Annotated in this window: 19 protein-coding genes and 1 rRNA gene; 8 read left to right on the plus strand and 12 right to left on the minus strand. The window is 56.2% G+C overall.

Annotated elements, in window-relative coordinates:
* The first annotated feature begins 40 nt into the window (after positions 1-40).
* Positions 41-1720, plus strand: coding sequence for an AsmA family protein (locus F3I21_RS19625; protein WP_141497136.1), 1680 nt, complete (start codon positions 41-43; stop codon positions 1718-1720).
* Positions 1721-1937: 217 nt separating this feature from the next.
* On the opposite strand, the gene fabY is transcribed toward F3I21_RS19625, so the two are convergent.
* The 5 genes from fabY to typA all read right to left on the minus strand — a co-directional run bounded on the left by fabY (position 1938) and on the right by typA (position 6852).
* Positions 1938-2885, minus strand: a complete 948-nt coding sequence (gene fabY / locus F3I21_RS19630; RefSeq protein ID WP_021507112.1) for a fatty acid biosynthesis protein FabY — start codon at positions 2883-2885, stop codon at positions 1938-1940.
* Between the two features lie 59 nt (positions 2886-2944).
* Positions 2945-3382, minus strand: coding sequence for a D-aminoacyl-tRNA deacylase (gene dtd, locus F3I21_RS19635; protein ID WP_021507113.1), 438 nt, complete (start codon positions 3380-3382; stop codon positions 2945-2947).
* Positions 3379-4245, minus strand: coding sequence for a virulence factor BrkB family protein (locus F3I21_RS19640; protein ID WP_021507114.1), 867 nt, complete (start codon positions 4243-4245; stop codon positions 3379-3381). The genes dtd and F3I21_RS19640 overlap by 4 nt, the downstream gene beginning before the upstream one ends.
* Positions 4246-4251: 6 nt before the next feature.
* Positions 4252-4848, minus strand: coding sequence for a glucose-1-phosphatase (yihX, locus tag F3I21_RS19645; RefSeq protein ID WP_021507115.1), 597 nt, complete (start codon positions 4846-4848; stop codon positions 4252-4254).
* Between the two features lie 183 nt (positions 4849-5031).
* Positions 5032-6852, minus strand: coding sequence for a ribosome-dependent GTPase TypA (gene typA, locus F3I21_RS19650; protein ID WP_058759442.1), 1821 nt, complete (start codon positions 6850-6852; stop codon positions 5032-5034).
* Positions 6853-7292: 440 nt separating this feature from the next.
* On the opposite strand from typA, the gene glnA reads away from it, so the two are divergent.
* The 4 genes from glnA (at position 7293) to F3I21_RS19670 (ending at position 11599) form a co-directional block, all read left to right on the plus strand.
* Positions 7293-8702 (plus strand): glutamate--ammonia ligase, encoded by a 1410-nt coding sequence (gene glnA, locus F3I21_RS19655; RefSeq protein ID WP_031279641.1) that lies wholly within the window; start codon positions 7293-7295, stop codon positions 8700-8702.
* Positions 8703-8900: 198 nt separating this feature from the next.
* On the plus strand, positions 8901-9950 hold the full coding sequence (gene glnL, locus F3I21_RS19660; protein ID WP_021507118.1) for a nitrogen regulation protein NR(II): 1050 nt from the start codon (positions 8901-8903) through the stop codon (positions 9948-9950).
* Between the two features lie 7 nt (positions 9951-9957).
* Positions 9958-11367 (plus strand): nitrogen regulation protein NR(I), encoded by a 1410-nt coding sequence (gene glnG / locus F3I21_RS19665; RefSeq protein WP_031279642.1) that lies wholly within the window; start codon positions 9958-9960, stop codon positions 11365-11367.
* Between the two features lie 106 nt (positions 11368-11473).
* Positions 11474-11599 (plus strand): YshB family small membrane protein, encoded by a 126-nt coding sequence (locus F3I21_RS19670; protein ID WP_021507120.1) that lies wholly within the window; start codon positions 11474-11476, stop codon positions 11597-11599.
* A gap of 29 nt (positions 11600-11628) precedes the next feature.
* Here F3I21_RS19670 and hemN read toward each other — a convergent pair whose 3' ends face one another.
* Both hemN and yihI read right to left on the minus strand, forming a co-directional pair.
* A complete protein-coding gene (gene hemN, locus F3I21_RS19675; protein WP_150059593.1) occupies positions 11629-13002 on the minus strand; it encodes an oxygen-independent coproporphyrinogen III oxidase in 1374 nt (457 codons plus the stop codon).
* 237 nt (positions 13003-13239) lie between these two features.
* Positions 13240-13758 carry a Der GTPase-activating protein YihI gene (gene yihI / locus F3I21_RS19680; RefSeq protein WP_150059594.1) on the minus strand — a complete coding sequence of 173 codons (519 nt, stop codon included), beginning with the start codon at positions 13756-13758 and terminating at the stop codon, positions 13240-13242.
* Positions 13759-14313: 555 nt separating this feature from the next.
* Here yihI and yihA point away from each other — a divergent pair.
* A complete protein-coding gene (gene yihA / locus F3I21_RS19685) occupies positions 14314-14955 on the plus strand; it encodes a ribosome biogenesis GTP-binding protein YihA/YsxC (protein ID WP_031279643.1) in 642 nt (213 codons plus the stop codon).
* Between the two features lie 410 nt (positions 14956-15365).
* Here yihA and polA read toward each other — a convergent pair whose 3' ends face one another.
* The 4 genes from polA to F3I21_RS19705 all read right to left on the minus strand — a co-directional run bounded on the left by polA (position 15366) and on the right by F3I21_RS19705 (position 20543).
* Entirely contained in the window at positions 15366-18155 is a 2790-nt protein-coding gene (polA, locus tag F3I21_RS19690; protein ID WP_150059595.1) for a DNA polymerase I, read from the minus strand.
* 423 nt (positions 18156-18578) lie between these two features.
* Positions 18579-19208 (minus strand): thiol:disulfide interchange protein DsbA, encoded by a 630-nt coding sequence (gene dsbA, locus F3I21_RS19695; RefSeq protein ID WP_021507125.1) that lies wholly within the window; start codon positions 19206-19208, stop codon positions 18579-18581.
* A 26-nt stretch (positions 19209-19234) separates the two neighbouring features.
* Positions 19235-20221 (minus strand): serine/threonine protein kinase, encoded by a 987-nt coding sequence (locus tag F3I21_RS19700; protein WP_150059601.1) that lies wholly within the window; start codon positions 20219-20221, stop codon positions 19235-19237.
* Positions 20222-20267: 46 nt separating this feature from the next.
* Positions 20268-20543, minus strand: coding sequence for a YihD family protein (locus F3I21_RS19705; RefSeq protein ID WP_021313943.1), 276 nt, complete (start codon positions 20541-20543; stop codon positions 20268-20270).
* Positions 20544-20614: 71 nt separating this feature from the next.
* Here F3I21_RS19705 and mobA point away from each other — a divergent pair, with 71 nt between their 5' ends.
* Together mobA and mobB are read left to right on the plus strand one after the other, a co-directional pair.
* Entirely contained in the window at positions 20615-21187 is a 573-nt protein-coding gene (mobA, locus tag F3I21_RS19710; protein WP_141497132.1) for a molybdenum cofactor guanylyltransferase MobA, read from the plus strand.
* Positions 21187-21690, plus strand: a complete 504-nt coding sequence (gene mobB, locus F3I21_RS19715; RefSeq protein WP_150059596.1) for a molybdopterin-guanine dinucleotide biosynthesis protein MobB — start codon at positions 21187-21189, stop codon at positions 21688-21690. Before mobA ends, mobB begins: the two co-directional genes overlap by 1 nt.
* 86 nt (positions 21691-21776) lie before the next feature.
* On the opposite strand, the gene rrf is transcribed toward mobB, so the two are convergent.
* Positions 21777-21892, minus strand: a 5S ribosomal RNA gene (gene rrf / locus F3I21_RS19720).
* Between the last annotated feature and the right edge of the window lie 6 nt (positions 21893-21898).

Consider the following 21898-nt stretch of genomic DNA (forward strand, 5'->3'; position numbering starts at 1 on the left):
ACAACCACTCACCGGATAAATATCGGGATGGATGGATGCGATGAAATTTTTAGGCAAGTTTTTCCTTACCTTGTTACTGCTGATTCTGCTGGCGCTGGTGGTTCTCTATGTGCTGCTGCAAACCCAGTGGGGCGCAGGCTGGTTTAGCCGTTGGGTAAGCGATAAAACCGCCTGGCATCTGTCACTGAGTAAGATTGAGCACAACTTCTCCTCGCCTTCCCACATCATCCTGGATGACTTCAGCTTCGGCCACGACGGCCAGCCGGCGGTGCTGGTGGCGAAGCGCGTCGATCTCGGTCTGGCACTGGTGCAGTTCAGCGATCCGCTGCATTTCGACAGCATTGAAGTGCGCGACGGCGACATCAACCTCGCTAACCAGTCACCACAAACCACGCTGCCGATTCAGGCCAACCGGCTGCAGCTCAATAATGTGCAGATCGAAAGCCCGCACAGCGCCCTGCCGCTGGCGGCGCAGCGGGTCAACGGCGGCATTGTGCCGTGGAAGCCCACGCCTGACGATATGCTGGGCAGCGATGCGCAGTTCCAGATGAGCGCAGGTGCCATGACGCTGGACGGCGTCGCCGGTAACAACGTGCTGCTGCAGGGCAATATCGCCAAACGCCGGCTGGTGCTGAGCAATATCGGCGCCGATCTGGCGCGCGGCTCAATGACCGGACGTGCCGAGCGCGACGCGCAGGGTAACTGGCAAATCAACCAGCTGCGTCTTAACGATATCCGCCTGCAAACTCAGCAGAGCCTGAGCGAGTTCCTCAGTCCGCTGCGTGACGTGCCTTCGGTGAGCATCAACCGGCTGGATATGACCGATGCGCGCCTGCAGGGCCCGGACTGGGCGGTGACCGATCTCGATCTGACCCTGAAAAACATCACGCTACGCGGCGATGACTGGCAGAGCGACGACGGTTCGCTGGCCATGAACGCCGGCAACTTTATTAACGGCAGCTTTGAACTCAACGATCCGATCGTCAACGCCGAATTTTCACCGCAGGGCATTCAGCTGACGCAGTTCAGCTCACGCTGGGTCAACGGCGTGATTCGCGCCAGCGGCAGCTGGACGCGCAGCGATAAGCGCCTGACGCTTGACGATTTAGCCATTGCCGGCCTGGAATACACGCTGCCGCAAAACTGGCGCGATCGCTGGCAGCAGACGCTGCCGGGCTGGCTGGATAGCGTGCTGGTGAAGCGCGCGACGGCTAACCGTAACCTAGTGATTGATATCAATCCGGCCTTTCCGTTCCAGATGACCGCGCTCGACGGTAATGCAGAGAATCTGCTGCTGGCGCGCCAGCATCAATGGGGCATCTGGGCGGGCAAAGCCAGCTTTAACGCGGCGGAAGCCACCTTTAACCGCACCGATTTGCGCCATCCGTCGATTAGCCTGAACGCCAGCGATCGGCAGATTGAGGTCAGCGAGATGAGCGCCTTTAACGGCAGCGGATTACTGGAAGGCACGGCAACCGCAGGACAGGAAGCACAGCGTCCGTTTACGCTGAACCTGAAAGGCCAGGCGGTGCCGGCAAACGTGCTGCAAAACTGGGGCTGGCCTGCGCTGCCGCTGAGCGGTAGCAGTTATTTGCAGCTGCAGCTGAAGGGTTCGCTCAGCGCGGACGCCCCGCTGCGTACCAGCGCAGAAGGCAGTTTGTCGGTGACGACGGATACGCAGTCGCTGCAGCAGACGATGCGTGGCGGGCAGGTGCAGTGATAATTGCATGACCGATCGCGCTAAAAAGCGCGATGCGGGCGCGTCAGGCCATCGCCCAGGCCATCGCCAATCGCACAATTCTTGTAGCGGCGCGATTTATCGCGCAATAAATTGCGCCGCTACCAAAAATGCAACTGTTGTTGCATGCATTTGAATCTTAGCTGGCAAGCATTACGCCATGCAGAGTGACCCTGTGGTTTTGTTGCGCGCTGCGTGGTTAATTAATACGCGCGCCTGAACCGCCCTCTTCCAGCGGCCCGTCGGGATCGGCGGGTAACACGATGTAGACACCTTCAAACACCGCGCCCAGCTCATCATCCCCAAACAGCTCAACCTCCATCTGTACGCGTGCTTTTCGTCCGCGCGCCAGCCGGTCGAGATCGCCGCTCAGCGAGCCGAGATCGGCGATGGCGCCGGGCCGTCCGCTGATGGGTTTGCTGTAGCGAATATGTGCATCGGCCAGAATGATGGTGCCGCCGAGATGGCGTTCGCGCAGCAGCAGCCAGATTAACCCCCAGCCGGTAAGCGTGGCGAGTGAAAACAAGCTGCCGGCAAACAGCGTGTGGTGCGGGTTCTGGTTGCCGGCTTCCGGCATGGTGGTAACAAACTTCTGCCCGGTATACTGCAGAATGCGCACGCCCATCTTTTCGCTCAGCGGGATGTGTTCGTACCACGCCTGCTGCAGCTGTCCACACCAGTCGGCGCGATGCAGAATATCATCCAGCGTCACCACCGGTTTAATCATCAGGAAGTGGCGCACCGGCGTGGTTTGCGGTGCGGTAATTTCGCCCTGATTAACAAAGCCGAGCTTGGCAAAGAACTCCACCGCATCCTCGCGCGCGCTACAGGTGACGCGTTTGGCCCCTTCCTGGCGCGCCACCGACTCCAGCGTCATCGCCACCAGCGTACCCAGCCCTTTGCCCTGCACTGACGGATGCACCGCCAGAAAGCGGATCGCCGCTTCATTTTCCGCATTGATATACAGCCGGCCTACCGCTACCGGTTTGCCGTGCTCATCCACCACCATCTGGTGATGCGCCAGCGCATCCCAGGCATCACGTTCTGAGCCCTGCGGCTGGCGCAGCGGCTTCCGTAACATTTCCCAGCGGAACTGGTAATACATATCCAGCTCTTCCGCCGTTTGCGGTACGCGAAGATGATACATAAAGTGATTCTCTCGTTCGGAGCTTGCGTGGCTGATCCCTTGCCGCTCGGCTAAAAATCTCACACCTGTAACCAGAAGGTCACCGGACCATCGTTAATCAGCGAAACCTGCATATTGGCGGCGAAGCGCCCGTTGGCGGTAGTGACGCCCAGCGCCCGGCAGCGATCGCTGAAGTCGTGATAGAGGCGCTCCGCTTCCGCCGGATGCGCGCCGCCAGAGAAAGAGGGACGCATGCCTTTTTGCGTGTCGGCCGCCAGGGTGAATTGCGAAACTACCAGCACGCTACCGCCTGTCTGCTGTACGCTGAGATTCATTTTGTCGTTCTCATCGCCAAAGATGCGGTAGCCCAGCACTTTCTCCGCCAGGCGCTGTGATTTCTGCTCGTCATCGCCCTTTTCTACCCCCAGCAGCACCAGCAGACCGGCGCCAATTTCGCCCACCGTGGCGTTATCCACGCTGACGCTGGCGCGCGTCACACGCTGTATCAAAGCAATCATGTTTCCTCTCGTTCTTTATCGCGTTCCTGCTGTTTTAACTGGCGATAGTCATCCAGCGTGACGGTCACTTCCGCGCCTAACAACACAATACACCAGGTCCAGTAAACCCACAGAAACAGGATGGGGATCACCGCCAGCACGCCGTAAATTAACTGATACGAAGGAAACATCGTAACATAGAGCGCGAAGCCTTTTTTGCCCAGCTCGAACAGCAGACCCGCGACCACCGCACCTATCAACGCATCGCGTCCCGGCACGCGCCGCGTCGGCACAATGCTGTACAGCAGCCAGAAGGCGAGAATCGACAAAACCAGCGGGAAGATGCGCAGCGCCTGATCGATCAGGCTGGTGACGCCGGTCACGTTCACCCAGCGCAGCGACAGCAGATAGGAGCTGATGGCCAGACTGGCACCGGCCAGCAGCGGTCCCAGCGTCAGGATCATCCAGTAGACCGCAAAGGAGTAAACCATCGGGCGCGGCTTATCGCTGCGCCAGATGGCGTTGAGCGCGCTGTCGACCGAGTGCATTAGCAGCAGCGCAGTGACAATCAGCCCGACCGCCCCCACCGCCGTCATTTTGTTGACGTTGGCGACAAACTGATCGAGATAGCGCTGAATCACATCCCCGGCGGCTGGCATGAAGTTAGTGAAGATGAAGTTCTTCAGCTGCACGCTGATGTCCGAGAACACCGGGAAGGCGGCAAACAGCGCGAATACCACGGCAATCAGCGGCACCAGCGCCAGCAGCGACACGTAGGCCAGATTACCGGCCTGCGTGGTCATGTTGTCTTCATCAATGCGGCGCCACAGCAGTTTGATCCACAGGAAAAACGCATGCGCCGAGTGGCGCAGATGAGTTCGCATGGTCACTCAGCGACGGCTCGCAAACCAGTCAGGCACGGTTTTCGCATCTTCGACCAGCACGCTCTCAATGCCCAGCGCGCGCGCCGCATCAACATTGGCCTGGTTGTCATCAAAGAATACCGCCTGATCGGCGGTGAAGCCTTCATGCTCCAGTACGTAGTGCCAGATGCGCGCTTCTGGTTTGCGCATGCCGATATCCTGCGACATATAGATGTGGTCGGCAGCCTGCTGCACTTCCGGATACTGCGTTGGCCAGAACTCGAAATGCAGCTGGTTGGTGTTAGACAGAATCACCACGCGCTCGCCGCTGGCGCGCAGCTGGTTCATGATCGCCAGCGTTTCCGGACGCACGCCGACAAACACCGCCTGCCAGCCAGCGGTGAACTGCGGATAGCTCAGGGCAATATCGAGCTGGTCACACAGCCGGGCGGCAAACTCCGGGTCGCTGATTTCGCCCCGCTCGTGCTGCTCGAAGGTCTCGTCCATGCGAAAACGGCTCTGCAGCGTGGCAAGCGGCACGCGTCCCAGATCGCTCCAGACGCCGAGTACCCGATTGAAATCGATATCAACAATCACATTGCCTAAATCAAAGATGTACAGCATGACACCTCTCCTCTACGTTCCCTGGATCATTCACTCTAGCGGTAAAAGGCAAGCCTGAACAGGTACGCTTAGGGGAAATCCGCATTCCGCAAGCGGGGTCTGATTTCGTGCGGGTCGCGCTGCCTCAGACGGCAGGCAAAAAAAAGCCCCGCGGGTGCGGGGCTCATTATCAGACGATTTCGCTTACTCTTTGCTGCCGCGAGACGCGCGTTTGCGATCGTTCTCGGTCAGGTGGCGTTTACGAATACGTACTGACTGCGGCGTCACTTCTACCAGTTCGTCATCATCGATGAACTCGATAGCCTGCTCCAGCGTCATTTTCTGCGGTGGTACCAGGGTGGTCGCTTCGTCAGTACCTGACGCACGCATGTTGGTCAGTTTCTTACCGGTCAGGCAGTTTACGGTCAGGTCGTTAGAACGGCTGTGAATACCGATGATCTGGCCTTCATACACTTCCGCACCGTGACCGAGGAACAGCTTACCGCGATCCTGCAGGCCGAACAGGGCGAAGGCAACCGCTTTACCCTGACCGTTGGAGATCAGCACGCCGTTCTGACGCTGGCCCACTTCGCCCGGACGCACGTCGTCGTAGTGGCTGAAGGTGGAGTACAGTAGACCGGTACCGGAAGTCATGGTCATGAATTCGTTACGGAAGCCGATCAGACCACGGCTTGGGATCACGTAGTCGAGACGTACGCGGCCTTTACCATCCGGATCCATGTTTTTCAGGTCGCCTTTACGCTCACCCATCGCCTGCATCACTGAACCCTGATGGGTTTCTTCGATGTCGAGGGTAACGTTTTCGAATGGCTCCTGCTTGCGGCCTTCGAATTCACGGTAGATAACTTTCGGACGGGATACCGCCAGCTCGTAGCCTTCACGACGCATGTTCTCGATCAGAACTGACAGGTGCAGCTCACCACGACCGGATACGCGGAATGCATCAGCATCTTCAGTTTCTTCTACGCGCAGCGCTACGTTGTGCACCAGCTCTTTGTTCAGACGCTCAAGGATCTGACGCGACGTCACAAACTTACCTTCTTTACCACAGAACGGTGAGGTGTTGACGTTGAAGAACATGGTTACGGTTGGCTCATCCACGCTCAGCGCTGGCAGCGCTTCCACATTCTGCGTGTCGCAGATGGTGTCGGAGATGTTCAGCTCGCCCAGACCGGTGATAGCGATGATGTCGCCCGCTTCAGCCAGGTCGGATTCAATACGCTCCAGACCCAGATGGCCCAGCACTTTACCGACTTTCGCGTTACGGGTTTTCCCTTCGCTGTCGATCACAGTAACCTGCTGGTTTGGCTTCACTTTACCGCGCTTGATGCGGCCGATACCGATTACGCCGAGGTAGTTGTTGTAGTCCAGCTGCGAGATCTGCATCTGCAGTGGGGCTTCAATTTCAACCTGCGGTGGAGAAACGTGGTCGACGATGGCCTGATACAGCGGGGTCATGTCGTCAGCCATGTCGGTGTGATCCAGACCGGCGATACCATTCAGCGCAGACGCATAAATGATCGGGAAATCGAGCTGCTCGTCGGTCGCATCGAGGTTGACGAACAGGTCAAATACCTGGTCAACAACCCAGTCCGGACGCGCGCCAGGACGGTCAACTTTGTTGATGACTACAATCGGCTTCAAACCGTGGGCAAAGGCTTTCTTGGTTACGAAGCGGGTTTGCGGCATAGGGCCATCCATCGCGTCTACAACCAGCAGCACCGAATCCACCATGGACATGACGCGCTCAACTTCACCACCGAAGTCGGCGTGTCCCGGGGTATCAACGATGTTGATACGGTAGTCGTTCCATTTGATGGCGGTGTTTTTCGCGAGGATGGTAATCCCACGCTCTTTCTCCAAATCGTTGGAGTCCATCACGCGCTCAGTCGCTTCGGTACGGGCATCAAAAGTACCGGACTGTTGCAGCAGTTTGTCAACCAGGGTGGTCTTACCATGGTCAACGTGCGCGATGATGGCGATGTTACGCAAATTTTCGATCACAGCTTTGCCTCAGGCATTATAGAAATAACGCGGTATTGTACACGGATTAAGCGAAAGACTGAACATGATCACAGTTTTCGCCGAAAGATTCTCGCAGTGCGCGTTTTTAGCACCAATAACGGTGCATTAAGCTGCACTTTGATGGCGCTTTGCACCATTTAAGTGCTTACCCCTAAACTGACAGCACTATTTTGGTGCATTCCATCCACACTGGTGCAGCCGTCGTCTCACCGCAGGGCGCATCACAGCGCCATTTTCACCATTGTAATAAAGTTGGCACAGAATTCGCTTTATATCTTTTAAGCGAAAACGACAGTTGCACAACGGTTGAAGAGCTTGCCGAGATCTTGGTCAGGGGTGGTCAGTAGTCGTGACACATTCCCGGCAACAGAAGTTCTCTCACCACGACGACAAAATGACCATTTCCAGGAGAGTTGAGTATGTCCGCTGAACACGTTCTCTCGATGATGAACGAGCACGAAGTTAAGTTTGTTGACCTGCGTTTTACCGATACCAAAGGTAAAGAACAGCACGTTACTATCCCTGCTCACCAGGTTAACGCTGACTTCTTCGAAGAAGGCAAAATGTTCGATGGCTCTTCCATCGGCGGCTGGAAAGGCATTAACGAATCAGACATGGTGCTGATGCCGGATGCAACAACTGCCGTAATGGATCCGTTCTTCGAAGATCCGACGCTCATCATCCGCTGTGACATTCTCGAGCCAGGCACGCTGCAGGGCTACGATCGCGACCCGCGCTCCATTGCCAAGCGCGCAGAAGAGTTCCTGCGTTCTTCCGGTATCGCCGACACCGTACTGTTCGGACCTGAGCCAGAGTTCTTCCTGTTTGACGACATCCGTTTCGGCTCTTCAACTTCCGGCTCACACGTGGCTATCGACGACATCGAAGCAGCCTGGAACACCGGTAAAGAGTACGAAGGCGGTAACAAAGGTCACCGTCCAGGTCTGAAAGGCGGCTACTTCCCGGTGCCACCGGTTGACTCATCACAGGACATCCGTTCTGCCATGTGTCTGACCATGGAGCAGATGGGTCTGGTGGTTGAAGCGCATCACCACGAAGTGGCAACCGCGGGTCAGAACGAAGTGGCTACCCGCTTCAACACCATGACCAAGAAAGCTGACGAAATTCAGATCTACAAATATGTCGTGCACAACGTCGCGCACGCCTACGGCAAAACGGCGACCTTTATGCCGAAGCCGATGTTTGGCGACAACGGTTCCGGTATGCACTGCCACATGTCACTGTCTAAAGGCGGCGTAAACCTGTTCTCTGGCGACAAATATGGCGGCCTGTCTGAAACTGCCCTGTTCTACATCGGCGGTATCATCAAGCACGCTAAAGCCATCAACGCCCTGGCAAACCCGACCACCAACTCATACAAGCGTCTGGTCCCAGGCTACGAAGCACCGGTAATGCTGGCTTACTCAGCACGTAACCGTTCTGCCTCTATCCGTATCCCGGTGGTGGCCAGCCCGAAAGCACGTCGTATCGAAGCGCGCTTCCCGGATCCAGCGGCTAACCCATACCTGGCGTTCACCGCACTGCTGATGGCCGGCCTCGACGGCGTGATCAACAAGATCCACCCTGGCGATGCGATGGACAAAAACCTGTACGACCTGCCGCCGGAAGAAGAAGCTGAGATTCCAAAAGTGGCCGGTTCACTGGAAGAAGCGCTGAATGCACTGAACGAAGACCGCGAGTTCCTGACCCGTGGCGGCGTGTTCACCGACGACGCTATCGATGCTTACATCGAACTGCGTAAAGCTGACAACGACCGCGTACGCATGACGCCGCACCCGGTTGAGTTCGAACTGTACTACAGCGTTTAATCCTTAAAAGATTCGCGCAGATGCACCGTAGCCGCCAACGCCGCGACGGTGCTAATCCTGGCGCTGAAGATTTTTTGTTGCCGTGGAAACTTTAGCCCATCTCCGGATGGGCTTTTTTCACCGCGAATTCATCGTTCGACGGATAGATTTGCGTCCCCAAAGGCTATAATGCACTAATTTAGTGCAGAGGAACGCTGTATGGCAACTGGCACGCTGCCCGACGCGGGGCAGATTCTCAACTCCCTGATCAACAGTATTTTGCTGGTCGATAACGATCTGGTTATCCACTACGCCAACCCGGCGGCCCAGCAATTACTGGCGCAAAGCTCACGAAAATTGTTCGGCACGCCCTTACCGGAACTTACCGGCTATTTTTCGCTGAACATTGAGGTAATGAGCGAGAGTTTAGGGGCAGGCCAGGGCTTTACCGATAGCGAAGTCACGTTAGTGGTGGATGGCCGCGCGCACATTATGTCGCTCACGGCACAGCGTCTACCCGACGGATTTATTCTGCTGGAAATGGCGCCGATGGATAATCAGCGCCGTCTCAGCCAGGAGCAGATTCAGCACGCCCAGCAGGTTGCCGCTCGCGATCTGGTTCGTGGCCTGGCGCACGAAATTAAAAACCCGCTCGGCGGATTGCGCGGCGCGGCGCAGCTGTTATCGCGCGCCCTGCCCGATCCGGCGCTGAATGAATATACCAAAGTGATTATTGAGCAGGCCGACCGGCTGCGTAACCTGGTCGACCGCCTGCTGGGTCCGCAGCAGCCCGGACTGCACGTGACCCAGAGCATCCATCAGGTGGCTGAACGTGTGGTTAACCTGGTGTCGATGGAGCTGCCGGAAAACGTCTCGCTGGTGCGTGATTATGACCCCAGCCTGCCGGAGCTGCCGCACGACCCGGACCAGATTGAGCAGGTGCTGCTCAACGTGGTGCGTAACGCGCTGCAGGCGCTGGGCGAGGCGGGCGGCACCATTGTCATCCGTACCCGTACCGCGTTTCAGCTGACGTTACACGGCACGCGTTACCGGCTGGTGGCGCGTATCGACATTGAAGATGATGGCCCGGGCATTCCGGCCCAGCTGCAGGATACGCTGTTCTATCCGATGGTCAGCGGACGCGAAGGCGGCACCGGTTTAGGTCTCTCTATCGCCCGCAGCCTGATCGATCAGCATTCGGGAAAAATTGAATTTAACAGTTGGCCAGGCCACACCGAATTCTCGGTTTACCTGCCTATTCGCCAGTGAGGTTTCTATGCAACGAGGGATAGTCTGGATCGTCGATGACGATAGCTCCATCCGCTGGGTGCTTGAACGTGCGCTCACTGGAGCCGGTTTAAGCTGCGCCACCTTTGACAGCGGCAACGAGGTGCTGGATGCGCTCTCGACCAAAACCCCGGACGTATTATTGTCGGATATTCGTATGCCAGGCATGGATGGTCTGGCGCTGCTGAAGCAGATCAAACAGCGTCATCCGATGCTGCCGGTCATCATTATGACCGCGCATTCGGACCTCGACGCGGCGGTCAGCGCTTATCAGCAGGGCGCGTTTGATTACCTGCCTAAGCCGTTTGATATTGATGAAGCGGTCGCGCTGGTAGAGCGTGCCATCAGTCACTATCAGGAGCAGCAGCAGCCGCGCAATCAGCCGGTAAGCGGCCCGACCACCGATATCATCGGCGAAGCGCCGGCGATGCAGGATGTCTTCCGCATCATCGGCCGTCTGTCGCGTTCGTCGATCAGCGTGCTGATCAACGGCGAGTCCGGTACCGGTAAAGAGCTGGTCGCACATGCGCTGCATCGCCACAGCCCGCGCGCCAAATCCCCGTTTATCGCGCTAAATATGGCGGCGATCCCAAAGGATTTGATCGAATCGGAGCTGTTTGGCCACGAGAAAGGCGCGTTTACCGGCGCGAACCAGATTCGTCAGGGCCGCTTTGAGCAGGCCGATGGCGGCACGCTGTTTCTCGACGAAATCGGCGATATGCCGCTGGATGTACAGACGCGCCTGCTGCGCGTGCTGGCCGATGGCCAGTTCTATCGTGTTGGCGGCTATGCGCCGGTCAAAGTGGATGTGCGCATCATCGCCGCTACCCACCAGAATCTGGAGCTGCGCGTGCAGGAGGGCAAATTCCGTGAGGACCTGTTCCATCGCCTCAACGTGATTCGCGTGCATCTGCCGCCGCTGCGTGAACGTCGCGAGGATATTCCGCGTCTGGCGCGCTACTTCCTGCAGGTCGCAGCGCGTGAGCTGGGCGTGGAAGCGAAAATTCTGCACCCAGAGACCGAAGCCGCGCTGACGCGACTGCACTGGTCGGGTAACGTGCGTCAGCTGGAGAACACCTGCCGCTGGCTGACGGTGATGGCCGCGGGCCAGGAAGTGCTGATTCAGGATCTGCCGCCGGAGCTGTTTGAGTCGAGTACGCCGGAAAATCCGGTGCAGTCGCTGCCGGACAGCTGGGCAACGCTGCTGGCGCAGTGGGCAGACCGCGCGCTGCGTTCCGGTCATCAAAACCTGCTGTCAGAAGCACAGCCGGAGATGGAGCGTACGCTGCTGACCACTGCGCTGCGTCATACGCAGGGCCACAAGCAGGAAGCGGCACGTTTACTGGGCTGGGGCCGCAATACTCTCACGCGTAAACTGAAAGAACTGGGCATGGAATAACGCGGAAAAGTGTAAAAGGGTTATTTATTGCACACTTTCTGCGCGTAACATCTGTACAGACCGGTGCCGTTCAGTATCATACGGGCGGCAATCGGGAGAGGCTAACATGTTGCAATCTGTCATCCAGCTGATCGCGCATAACGTGGCGGCAATCGGTAATGCTGTGACTCACTCACCGCAAACCGCGCTGGCCGCCGTGGTCTGCGCCATCAGCGTCAGTCTGTTCAGTTAACATAAAGGGAGCGCTGGCTCCCTTTATGCTTAAATTACCCGCGAAAATTGCTGCATGCGCGCTTTCTGCCGCAGATAGCGGTCAAAGCACATGCAGATGTTGCGAATCAGCAGACGGCCAATGCCGGTAACCTGCAGCCGGCGCTCACCGATCTCAAGCAAGCCGTCGGCCACCAGCGGCGCCAGCAGCGCTAAATCCTCAGCAAAATAGCGTTCAAACACCACTGGCCACCGGGCTTCGATGTCGGCAAAATCCAGCGCAAAGTTACAGATCAGCGCTTTAATCACATCCCGCCGCAGACAATCATCCGCGCTCAGGGTTAAACCGCGCCACAGCGCATGGCCCTGCTGCTCAACGCTGGCATACCAGGCTTTTAACTCTTTCTGATTCTGCGCATAGCTGTCGCCCAGCATGCTGATGGCCGAAACCCCCAGTCCGAGCAGTTCGGTTTCGCCCTGCGTGGTATAACCCTGGAAATTGCGATGCAGTACGCCGGCGCGCTGCGCCACCGCCAGTTCATCATCCGGTTTGGCAAAATGGTCCATGCCAATAAACTGGTATCCCGCATCGGTCAGCGTCGCGATGGTTTGCTGCAGGATTTGCAGCTTCTGCGCCGCCGTCGGCAGCTCCTCATCTTTGATTTTGCGCTGAGCGGCAAACAGCGCAGGCATGTGCGCATAGTTGAAGACGCTAAGGCGATCCGGATTGAGCGCAATCACCCGCTGCAGCGTAAAGGCAAAGCTCTCTGGCGTCTGCAGCGGCAGGCCGTAGATTAAATCCAGACTGACTGAGCGGAATCCCTGCGCGCGGGCACGCTGCACCAGGGCGAAAATGGTCTCTTCATCCTGAACGCGGTTGACCCGCTCCTGCACCGCCTTGTTGAAATCCTGCACGCCCATGCTCAGGCGATTGAAGCCCTCTGCGCGCAGGTGATCGATCATCTCCAGTTCAATTTCACGCGGATCGACTTCGATCGACATCTCAACGTCGTCAGCGATGTCGAAATGGCTGCGCAGCAGCGCCACCAGCCGGCTGACCTGCTGCTGATTAAGGAAGGTGGGCGTGCCGCCGCCCCAGTGCAGCTGCGTAACGCGACGGCCGGTAAACAGCGGAGCGCGCTGACGAATCTCCTGCGCCAGAACCTCCAGATAGCGATCGGCCTTGTGCAGCTGGCGCGTCACGATTTTATTGCAGCCGCAGAAGTAACACAGACGATGGCAGAACGGGATATGCACATACAGCGATAGTGCGCGCTCGGGATAGCGCTCAACCGCGCGCTGAAAATCGCTCGCGCCAAAGCTTTCACTGAATTCCAGCGCGGTGGGATAGGAGGTGTAACGCGGACCGGCGTAATTGTATTTTTCGATGAGCCGCTGATCCCACTCAATCTGCTGCGATGACATGCTCACTCCTTACGGTGACGTCGTCTGAGGGCGGGTCGCGTGGCAGAAGAGGAGACGAAGCGCTGGGCGGAACGCCGCCGTAAGCGCGATTTCAGCCGCGACAGGCGGCGTAGTTTAAACAATAACCACAGCAGATAACATGTCAGCAGCAGCGCTAAAATTGATCCAGGCCAAAACATAGGTGAATACCTGTTCAGCGCGGCATGCGCAAAGCCGCATGCCGATCAAAAATGGCGGTTAGTGGCCCTTAAGCAGGCGCATCATATCCTCTTCTGCCTGCTCATCTTCGGCGTCGTCGTCCAGCGCAATGCCCAGCGTTTCCATCAGCTCGTCGATGCGATCCAGCGTCTCATCCAGCCACGCCTGATCTTCTGCGCTCAGGGTTTCGCCGCTCTCAAGGCGATCGAGCAGCGTGTCGAGACGCTCATCGTTCTCCAGCTTCGCCAGCTCTTCCTGCGGCGTCAGACGCACTTTTTCGGCTTTGGGCTTTGGCTTCGCCACTTTCTTCTCGGGCAGGGTTTTGCCGTCCGCCACCAGCGCGACCGGCTTTTTGCTGCCCACGCGCGGATCGGAGCTCTTTTTGCTGTGCCCTTTACCGGCGCTTTGCGTTTCCGGGTTGGCGCGGCTGCCGGATTTGTGGCCGCTGTGCTTTTTATCGCGCTTGCGATCGCGGGCTTCCTGGTTCAGTTCTTCACGCGATTTGCGTTTCGCTTTAGCAGCAGGTTTGCCACGCTGGGCTGGTGCAGGTTGCTTCATGTGTTCGGTCTCGGCGATGCCTGGTGAGTTCAGTATAGAATTGCGGCGAAATCTAGCAGAAAGATGACAAAGAAAAAAGGCGATAGCCTGTGCTATCGCCTTATTTCGCACCTTCATACGAAGGAAACACGCGTCAAATCCTTTACGGCTCACAACGTCCCGGTTGCTCCATCGCCACATCGCTCCTGCGAGTAATCCCTGTCCCTGTCCGATTCCTGCCTGAATCGCTCTCCTGCCATGCTCGCGGTCATCCCCGACGCTCCTGAGCTCATCATCCTGATGGGTGCTGCCGTGCACTGACAACAAATGTAGACCAAACAGTAAATTGAACAAGTGAGACTTGTCTCTAATTTAGAGCGGTCTTTTTCATGTTTAACGTAATAAATTGAAAATAAACAATATTACAACGAATGAATGTTGCATAAATCCGTCATCACTGGTAGCAGTTAGCGGCGATCTCTTACAAAATGGCGCGTTAAGACGCCTGTCGGGCACTTTTGCGCCATAACAGGTATAATCAGCGCCATTGCCCGATCATTCTGCTGGAGTTTTACATTGTCTGCTTTGAACTATCACGTCACCCATTTCATGCTCAGCGCGCCGGATATTCGTCATTTACCGGCGGATACGGGCATTGAAGTTGCCTTTGCCGGGCGCTCAAATGCAGGCAAATCCAGCGCGCTGAATACCCTGACCAACCAGAAAAGCCTGGCGCGTACCAGTAAAACACCAGGCCGCACGCAGCTGATTAACCTGTTTGAAGTGGTGGAAGGCAAACGCCTGGTGGATTTACCAGGTTACGGTTATGCGGAAGTCCCGGAAGAGATGAAGCGTAAATGGCAGCGCGCGCTGGGTGAATATTTGCAGAAACGTCAGGCCCTGAAAGGACTGGTGGTACTGATGGATATCCGCCATCCGCTTAAAGATCTCGATCAGCAAATGGTTGAGTGGGCGGTGCAGAGCGGTATTCCGGTTATGATTCTGCTGACTAAAGCCGACAAGCTGGCTTCCGGTGCCCGTAAAGCGCAGTTGAACATGGTGCGTGAGGCATCGCTGGCATTTATGGGCGATGTCCAGGTCGAGATGTTCTCATCGCTAAAAAAACTGGGCGTCGATAAGCTGCGTCAGAAACTTGATACCTGGTTTAGCGAGCTGACTCCGGCGCAGGAAGGCGACGGTGAAGCGCTGTCAGAGTAGCGCCAGAGCGGGCCTTTGCGTCCGTTTTTTTTCAGAAAAAGCCCAATAAAAAACGCCCCAGTCATAAATGACTGGGGCGGCTAATATTCAGCCAAATCCGATTACGTGAAGTAAAAGGTCTGAAAGATAGAACATCTTACCTCTGTACCCTACGCGATGAACTTTACCCGATTTTTTCTGACCAACAAAGGGTTTTTTGTTGTTAAGTTTCAGAATTCGACATCTTTTTTACCAGCTTCGTCACATTTTCGCGCAGGGCATGTAGTTTAATTACCAAAAAAATGCTTAGCCGATAAGCAGTTACTTAACCTGTATTTTACCGGCAGTTTTGATGACCGGCTGAACCGATTAAGTAAACTTTTTTCTTATGACGTCACCCGCCGCCTGCATCTGCGGCGGGTAGCGGGCCCTTAGTGCGCCTGATCCCAGTTATCGCCGGTTCCCACTTCAACCTGCAGCGGTACATCCAGCTTCATGCTGTTCTCCATCAGTTCGCGGATCGTCTGGCTGGCACCTGCGACGGCATCTTTGTGGATCTCAAATACCAGTTCATCGTGTACCTGCATGATCATTTTCACCTCATCACTGTTCTGCTGCAGCAGCCAGCCGTCAACGGCGATCATGGCACGTTTGATGATGTCCGCTGCGGTGCCCTGCATCGGTGCGTTGATCGCCGCACGTTCGGCAGCTTTACGGCGAATGGCATTGCTGGAGTTGATGTCCGGCAGCCACAGACGACGACCATCCAGCGTCTCGACGTATCCCTTATCCGCGGCTTGCGCGCGCGTCGCTTCCATATAACGCAGCACGCCCGGATAGCGCTCAAAGTAGAGATCCATGTACTTCTTCGCTTCGCCGGCACCAATGTTCAGCTGACGCGACAAACCAAATGCGCTCATGCCATAAATCAGTCCGAAGTTGATTGCTTTCGCACTGCGGCGCTGCTCACCGGAAACCTTGCTCAGCGCCACACCAAACACTTCAGACGCCGTGGCGCGGTGGATATCCTCACCCTGAGCAAACGCATCCAGCAGGCCTTTGTCCTGCGACAGGTGCGCCATAATTCGCAGCTCAATCTGCGAATAGTCGGCAGCCACGATGCGCTTATCCGCGCCCGCAATAAACGCCTGACGGATGCGCCGTCCTTCTTCGTTGCGCACCGGAATGTTTTGCAGGTTCGGGTCGGTCGAGGAGAGTCGTCCGGTGGCCGTCACCGCCTGGTGATAAGAGGTGTGTACCCGGCCGGTGATCGGATTGATCATCTGCGGCAGCTTATCGGTGTAAGTGGATTTCAGCTTCGACAGGCCGCGATGCTCAAGAATCACTTTCGGCAGCGGATAGTCGAGCGCCAGCTCAGCCAGCACTTCTTCACTGGTCGATGGCGCGCCGCCCGGCGTTTTCTTCGTCGGCTTAATCCCCTGCTTCTCAAACAGAATGGTTTGCAGCTGTTTGGTGGAAGAGAGGTTGAAAGGCTCGCCGGCCAGCTCATGCGCCTTCTGCTCCAGCTCGGCCAGACGCGTGGTCAGCTCCTGCGAATGTTTCGCGAGGATGTTCTGATCGATCAGCACACCGTTGCGCTCTACGCGGGAAATGACCGTCACCAGCGGCATCTCAATCGCCTCGAATACCTGCTTTGGACCAGCTTCCTGCTCCAGCTTCGGCCACATTTGCAGGTGCAGCTGCAGCGTGACGTCAGCGTCTTCTGCCGCATAGTGCGCCGCCTGCTCAAGCGCGATCTGATTGAAGGTGAGCTGATTTTTACCTTTACCGGCGATTTCTTCGAAAGTGACGGTTTTGTGGTTAAGCCAGCGGGCCGCCAGGCTGTCCATATCATGCTTGCCGCCGACGCTGTTCAGGCAGTAAGACTCCAGCATGGTGTCGAATTTGATGCCGTTCAGCTCAATATCGTAATTTTTCAGTACGCCACGATCGTACTTCAGATTCTGCCCGACCTTCGCTGCTTTACTGTCCTCCAGCAGCGGTTTCAGCTGCTTCAGCACCGCGGCGCGATCCAGCTGCGGTGGCGCGTCAAGATAGTCATGCGCCACCGGCAGGTAAGCGGCCTCGCCCGGTGCCACGGCGAAGGCAATGCCGACAATATTGGCGCTCAGGGTATCCAGCGAATCGGTTTCCAGGTCAAAAGCAAACACGTCGGCGCTTTGCAGTTTTTTCAGCCAGTCGGCAAAGGTCACCTCATCGAGGATGGTGACATAGCCGTCGGATGACAGCACGCTGACCGTTTCCGCTGCGGCCACGACGGGTTCATCCGGCAGCGATTTCTGCGCCTGGCTATTGCTCTTTTTACCCTGCAGCCATTTTCCTTCCTGCAGATCGGCAAGCCAGCGTTTAAATTCATAGCGGCTGAACAGCGTCTGCAATGCTTCAACGTCAGGCTCGTTAACCGTCAGCTGCTCGCAGGCCAGCTCCAGTTCCACATCGGTTTTGATGGTCGCCAGCTGGTAGGAGAGAAACGCCACATCGCGATTCTGTTCCAGCTTCGCCGCCATGGTTTTTGCTCCACGGAAGGAGAGCCCGGCCACTTTATCAAGGTTGTCGTAGATGGATTGCATGCCGCCCAGCCCCTGCAGCAACGCCTGTGCGGTTTTCTCGCCCACGCCCGGAACGCCCGGAATGTTGTCCGAGCTGTCGCCCATCATGGCGAGGAAATCGATAATCAGCGAAGGCGGTACTCCATATTTCTGCTCGACTTCTTCCGGACCGAGCACGGTGTTGGTCATGGTGTTAATCAGGGTAATGCCCGGCGTCACCAGCTGCGCCATGTCTTTATCGCCGGTGCTGATCAGCACCGCACGCCCTTGCTTTTCCGCTTCCAGCGCCAGCGTGCCAATCACGTCATCGGCTTCCACGCCGGACACCGCCAGCAGCGGCAGCCCCATGGCTTTTACCATTTCATGCAGCGGCGCGATTTGCGCGCGTAAATCGTCCGGCATTGGTGGACGATGCGATTTGTAATTTTCAAACAGCTCATCGCGGAACGTTTTGCCTTTGGCATCGAAGACCACAGCCACATGGCTGGGTTGATACTGCATCAGCAGGCTTTTCAGCATGTTGAGCACACCATACATGGCGCCGGTTGGCTCACCCACACTGTTGGTCAGCGGCGGAAAGGCATGATATGCACGGTAGAGGTAGGAAGAGCCATCTACCAGAATCAGGGGATTTTCTGCAATTTGCGCCATAGGTTTGTATTTTCTTCGTTGCGATAATCAGGGTTATAAGGATGCCACAACCAGCGAACAATGTTGAAGTAACAGCAGAAAGTGAGGATCTTTTTCGCGGTTACGCGGCGCGGATCGCAAGGATCATCTTGTGGATAACTTTGTGCGTAAAATTCATAACGTATTGTTATTTACGTTAATTGCAATCATTTTACGATTAAAATATTTTTACAATCAGTCAGTTATAATCTTGCCGTGATACGAAACACCTTTTTAAAAAGGCGATCGTCTATGTGGATATTAAGCGAAAGGGTAATCAAAAAACGCTGGCGGTAAGGGATGAATGGCTTAGTGAATTAAGGATATGGTGTGGGTTGGTTTCACTGTAGCGGCGGGTGATAACCGCGCCGCTACAGCATAAGCCATCGCGTTTTCAGCGCTTAATTACTTTTTCTCAACCAGGAATTTCACGACGTTGGCATAATCCGCCACGAAGTTATCCATTGAGCTGGTGTCCAGGCCGCCGTTGTTAACCATGTATTTGCCGTTAACGAAAATCGCCGGTACGCCCTGCAAATTAACATCCGAAGCCGCTTTCTGCTGCTGTGCAACCAGCGCCTTCACGGCGAAGCTGTTCCACGCTGCATCGTAATCTTCAGAGGTGATACCCGCTGCTTTAATAAAGGTTTCTTTCAGGCTGGCTGCGTCGGTAATGGTCTGGGTCTTCTGGATGCCGTCGAAAATCGGTGCGGTCACTTTATCTTCCACACCCAGCGCCATTGCCACTGCCCACGCATGCGTGACCACCGGACCGAAGTCGCCGCCGAGGAAATCAACGTGATATTTGGTCACTTTGGTATCCGCTGGCAGATTCTTTCTCACCGCATCGCTGACGTGGTAAATGCGTTCAAACTGGTAGCAGTGCGGGCAGAAGAAGGAGAAGAACTCCATGACCTGCGGCTCACCGGCGACCGGTTTTGGCAGCGTAACGTACTGTTTGCCGTCGTTGAACTGTGCCGCTGAGGCGCTAAATGCCAGCATCAAACCTACCAGCGCAAACCAAATCTTTTTCATCGTGAGAACATCTCCTGAGTACTTCATTAAAATTGCGGGCTAAGCTGTAACGGCGGTTCGTGTAACAGCCTTTCCTGCTCGATAAATAGTGCAATCTGCCGGCGCCAGAAGTCCTCATCGGTCATCCAGGGGAAGGCGCGCGGAAAAGCGGGATCCTGCCAGCGGCGTACCACCCAGGCCAGATAATAAACCATGCGCATGGCGCGTAAAGACTCAATCAGTGTCAATTCGTGTAAATCGAAATCACCAAATTCGTTATACGCTTCCAGCAAAATATCCCACTGGATCAATTGCTCCTGACGGCTGCCGTTCACCAGCATCCACAAATCCTGCACAGCCGGGCCGGTACGCGCGTCATCGAGATCGACAAACATCGGCCCATCGCGCCACAGAATATTGCCAGGATGGCAGTCACCGTGCAGCCGGAGCGGTTGCCACTGGCTGTGCCAGCTCTGCTGCAGCGTGGCGCTGAGTTTATCTAACGCATTCAGTAGCGCATCCTTCAGCGTGGCGGGCACCAGCGTGCTCTGTTCCAGCTGCAGACGTGGCTCAACCACATACTCCTGCAGGCCCAGAGTGGGCCGCTGGCGGAACGGGCTGTGGCGTCCGGTTTGATGGATACGGCCAAGGAAACGACCTACCCACTCCATCTGCTCTTCATTGTCGGTTTCATACTGCCGGCCACCGAGGCTGGGAAACACCGCGAACATAAAGCCAGCGTGCTGATTGAGCGTAGTGCCCTGTAGCGCCAGCGGTGCGGCAACCGGCACTTCATCGTCCAGCAGATCCTGAGCAAACCGATGCTCTTCAGCGATCTGCGCGGCGCTCCAGCGTTGCGGACGATAGAACTTAGCGACATAGCGTCGCTTATCCTCATCGCTGAACTGATAGACGCGGTTTTCGTAGCTGTTCAGGGCGGTTAAGCCGGACTCGACCCGCAGACCGGCATCCCAGAGCGCATCAAGGATGACGTCGGGATTCAGCGTCTGAAAATTAAAAGCGGCTTCGCTCATCATTGTGCCTGTGTGTTACCTGTGCGTTGAACGCGCAAGGATATCACTACTCATCATCCTTGATCACACCGCGCGCACGTAATAGCGCGCTTTTGAAGTCCACTTCATAATCTTTCTTCAGACCCGGGATCACAGCCTGACTACCGGCATCACGCATTTTGAGATGGTAAATCAATACGTCATCGCTTAATTCACTTAATGGGCCACTGAAACCTGATTCCTGCGCCAGTTTTTGTAAAAATGCCAGCAGGTTGAGATCGGGTTCTTGCTGCCAGGCAGGCTGCAGCAGTTCGAGCAGTTCATTGAGTCGGTGATATTTCATCATTGATTCCTTTGCGCAGGTGGTTCGCTACCGCGAGTTAAGTATCGTCCAGAATAAACAGGGAGACGAAGATGACCGCATTTACCGGTGTGATCCTCGCAGGCGGGCAAGGCAGCCGTATGGGAGGTCAGGATAAGGGCTTGCTGCCATTACAGGGCAAACCGCTTTATCAGCACGTTCTGCAGCGTTTACAGCCGCAGGTCAATATTGTGTTGATTAGCGCCAACCGTAACATTGATCGTTATCAGGCAAGTGGTTGTCAGGTGATTCGTGATTCGCTGCCTGATTATCCCGGTCCGCTGGCAGGCATGCTCAGCGGCCTGCGGCACAGCCAGACCGAATGGGTGGCGTTTTGCGCCTGCGATACGCCGTGGCTACCGCAGGATTTTGTTGCACGGCTGTGGCAGCAGCGTGGTGCAGCCGCCGCCGTGTGGGTGACATCGGGTCAGCGTGATCATCCGGCGCTGGCCCTGGTGCATCGTGCGCTGGCCGATGATCTGGAAGCGTGGCTGCTGCGCGGAGAACGTCGTCTGATGCAGTTTATGCGTGAACATGGCGGACACGGCGTACTGTTTGATGATGATGAAGCCGCCTTCCGCAATATCAATACGCCTGACGATTTGGTTAATGAGGAAAGTACGTGATGAGTGTGCCGTTACTGGCGGTGGTGGGCTGGAGTGGCACCGGCAAAACCACCCTGTTACAACAGGTGATTCCGCTACTGAGAGCGCAGGGCATTCGCCCCGGGCTGATCAAGCATACCCATCATCAGATGGACATCGATACGCCGGGAAAAGACAGTTATCTGCTGCGCAAAGCGGGAGCCGATCAGGTGATCGTCGCCAGCGAACAACGCTGGGCGTTAATGTGCGAAACGCCGCAGCAGCCGCTTAGTTTAGCGGAGCTGGCAGGCCGTATGGACGCTGCAACGCTGGATCTGGTGCTGGTCGAGGGGTTTAAACAGGAACCCGTACCCAGGATGGTGCTATGGCGGCGCGGCGTTAAGGGAGAAATTGATGAATTGCTGGACGACTGGGTGATTGCCGTAGCGACGGATGAAGCGTTAGCGCTTCAGGTACCGGTGCTGGATATTAATCAGCCCGATCAGGTTGCAGAGTATATTGTTCAATGGCTAAAAAACCGCTAATCACACGGTTTTTGGCGGGAAATTTGCCGGAGTACGGACGTAAAAAAGCCCCGGACTCTCGTCCGGGGCTTTTTTACTGGTTTGATGCCTGGCAGTTCCCTACTCTCGCATGGGGAGGCCCCACACTACCATCGGCGCTACGGCGTTTCACTTCTGAGTTCGGCATGGGGTCAGGTGGGACCACCGCGCTGTTGCCGCCAGGCAAATT

The sequence above is a fragment of the Pantoea sp. B_9 genome, from assembly GCF_008632015.1.
Lineage (GTDB): Bacteria > Pseudomonadota > Gammaproteobacteria > Enterobacterales > Enterobacteriaceae > Pantoea > Pantoea dispersa.

Bases quoted from the DNA above. Each gene is read 5' to 3' on its own strand.
- hemN (WP_150059593.1), bottom strand. From the start codon at position 13,002: ATGTCATCGCAGCAGATTGAGTGGGATCAGCGGCTCATCGAAAAATAC.
- F3I21_RS19640 (WP_021507114.1), bottom strand. From the start codon at position 4,245: ATGCGAACTCATCTGCGCCACTCGGCGCATGCGTTTTTCCTGTGGATC.
- polA (WP_150059595.1), bottom strand. From the start codon at position 18,155: ATGGCGCAAATTGCAGAAAATCCCCTGATTCTGGTAGATGGCTCTTCC.
- F3I21_RS19625 (WP_141497136.1), top strand. From the start codon at position 41: ATGAAATTTTTAGGCAAGTTTTTCCTTACCTTGTTACTGCTGATTCTG.
- dtd (WP_021507113.1), bottom strand. From the start codon at position 3,382: ATGATTGCTTTGATACAGCGTGTGACGCGCGCCAGCGTCAGCGTGGAT.
- fabY (WP_021507112.1), bottom strand. From the start codon at position 2,885: ATGTATCATCTTCGCGTACCGCAAACGGCGGAAGAGCTGGATATGTAT.
- yihI (WP_150059594.1), bottom strand. From the start codon at position 13,758: ATGAAGCAACCTGCACCAGCCCAGCGTGGCAAACCTGCTGCTAAAGCG.
- glnL (WP_021507118.1), top strand. From the start codon at position 8,901: ATGGCAACTGGCACGCTGCCCGACGCGGGGCAGATTCTCAACTCCCTG.
- yihX (WP_021507115.1), bottom strand. From the start codon at position 4,848: ATGCTGTACATCTTTGATTTAGGCAATGTGATTGTTGATATCGATTTC.
- dsbA (WP_021507125.1), bottom strand. From the start codon at position 19,208: ATGAAAAAGATTTGGTTTGCGCTGGTAGGTTTGATGCTGGCATTTAGC.
- glnG (WP_031279642.1), top strand. From the start codon at position 9,958: ATGCAACGAGGGATAGTCTGGATCGTCGATGACGATAGCTCCATCCGC.
- F3I21_RS19705 (WP_021313943.1), bottom strand. From the start codon at position 20,543: ATGAAATATCACCGACTCAATGAACTGCTCGAACTGCTGCAGCCTGCC.
- F3I21_RS19670 (WP_021507120.1), top strand. From the start codon at position 11,474: ATGTTGCAATCTGTCATCCAGCTGATCGCGCATAACGTGGCGGCAATC.
- glnA (WP_031279641.1), top strand. From the start codon at position 7,293: ATGTCCGCTGAACACGTTCTCTCGATGATGAACGAGCACGAAGTTAAG.
- F3I21_RS19700 (WP_150059601.1), bottom strand. From the start codon at position 20,221: ATGAGCGAAGCCGCTTTTAATTTTCAGACGCTGAATCCCGACGTCATC.
- mobA (WP_141497132.1), top strand. From the start codon at position 20,615: ATGACCGCATTTACCGGTGTGATCCTCGCAGGCGGGCAAGGCAGCCGT.
- mobB (WP_150059596.1), top strand. From the start codon at position 21,187: ATGAGTGTGCCGTTACTGGCGGTGGTGGGCTGGAGTGGCACCGGCAAA.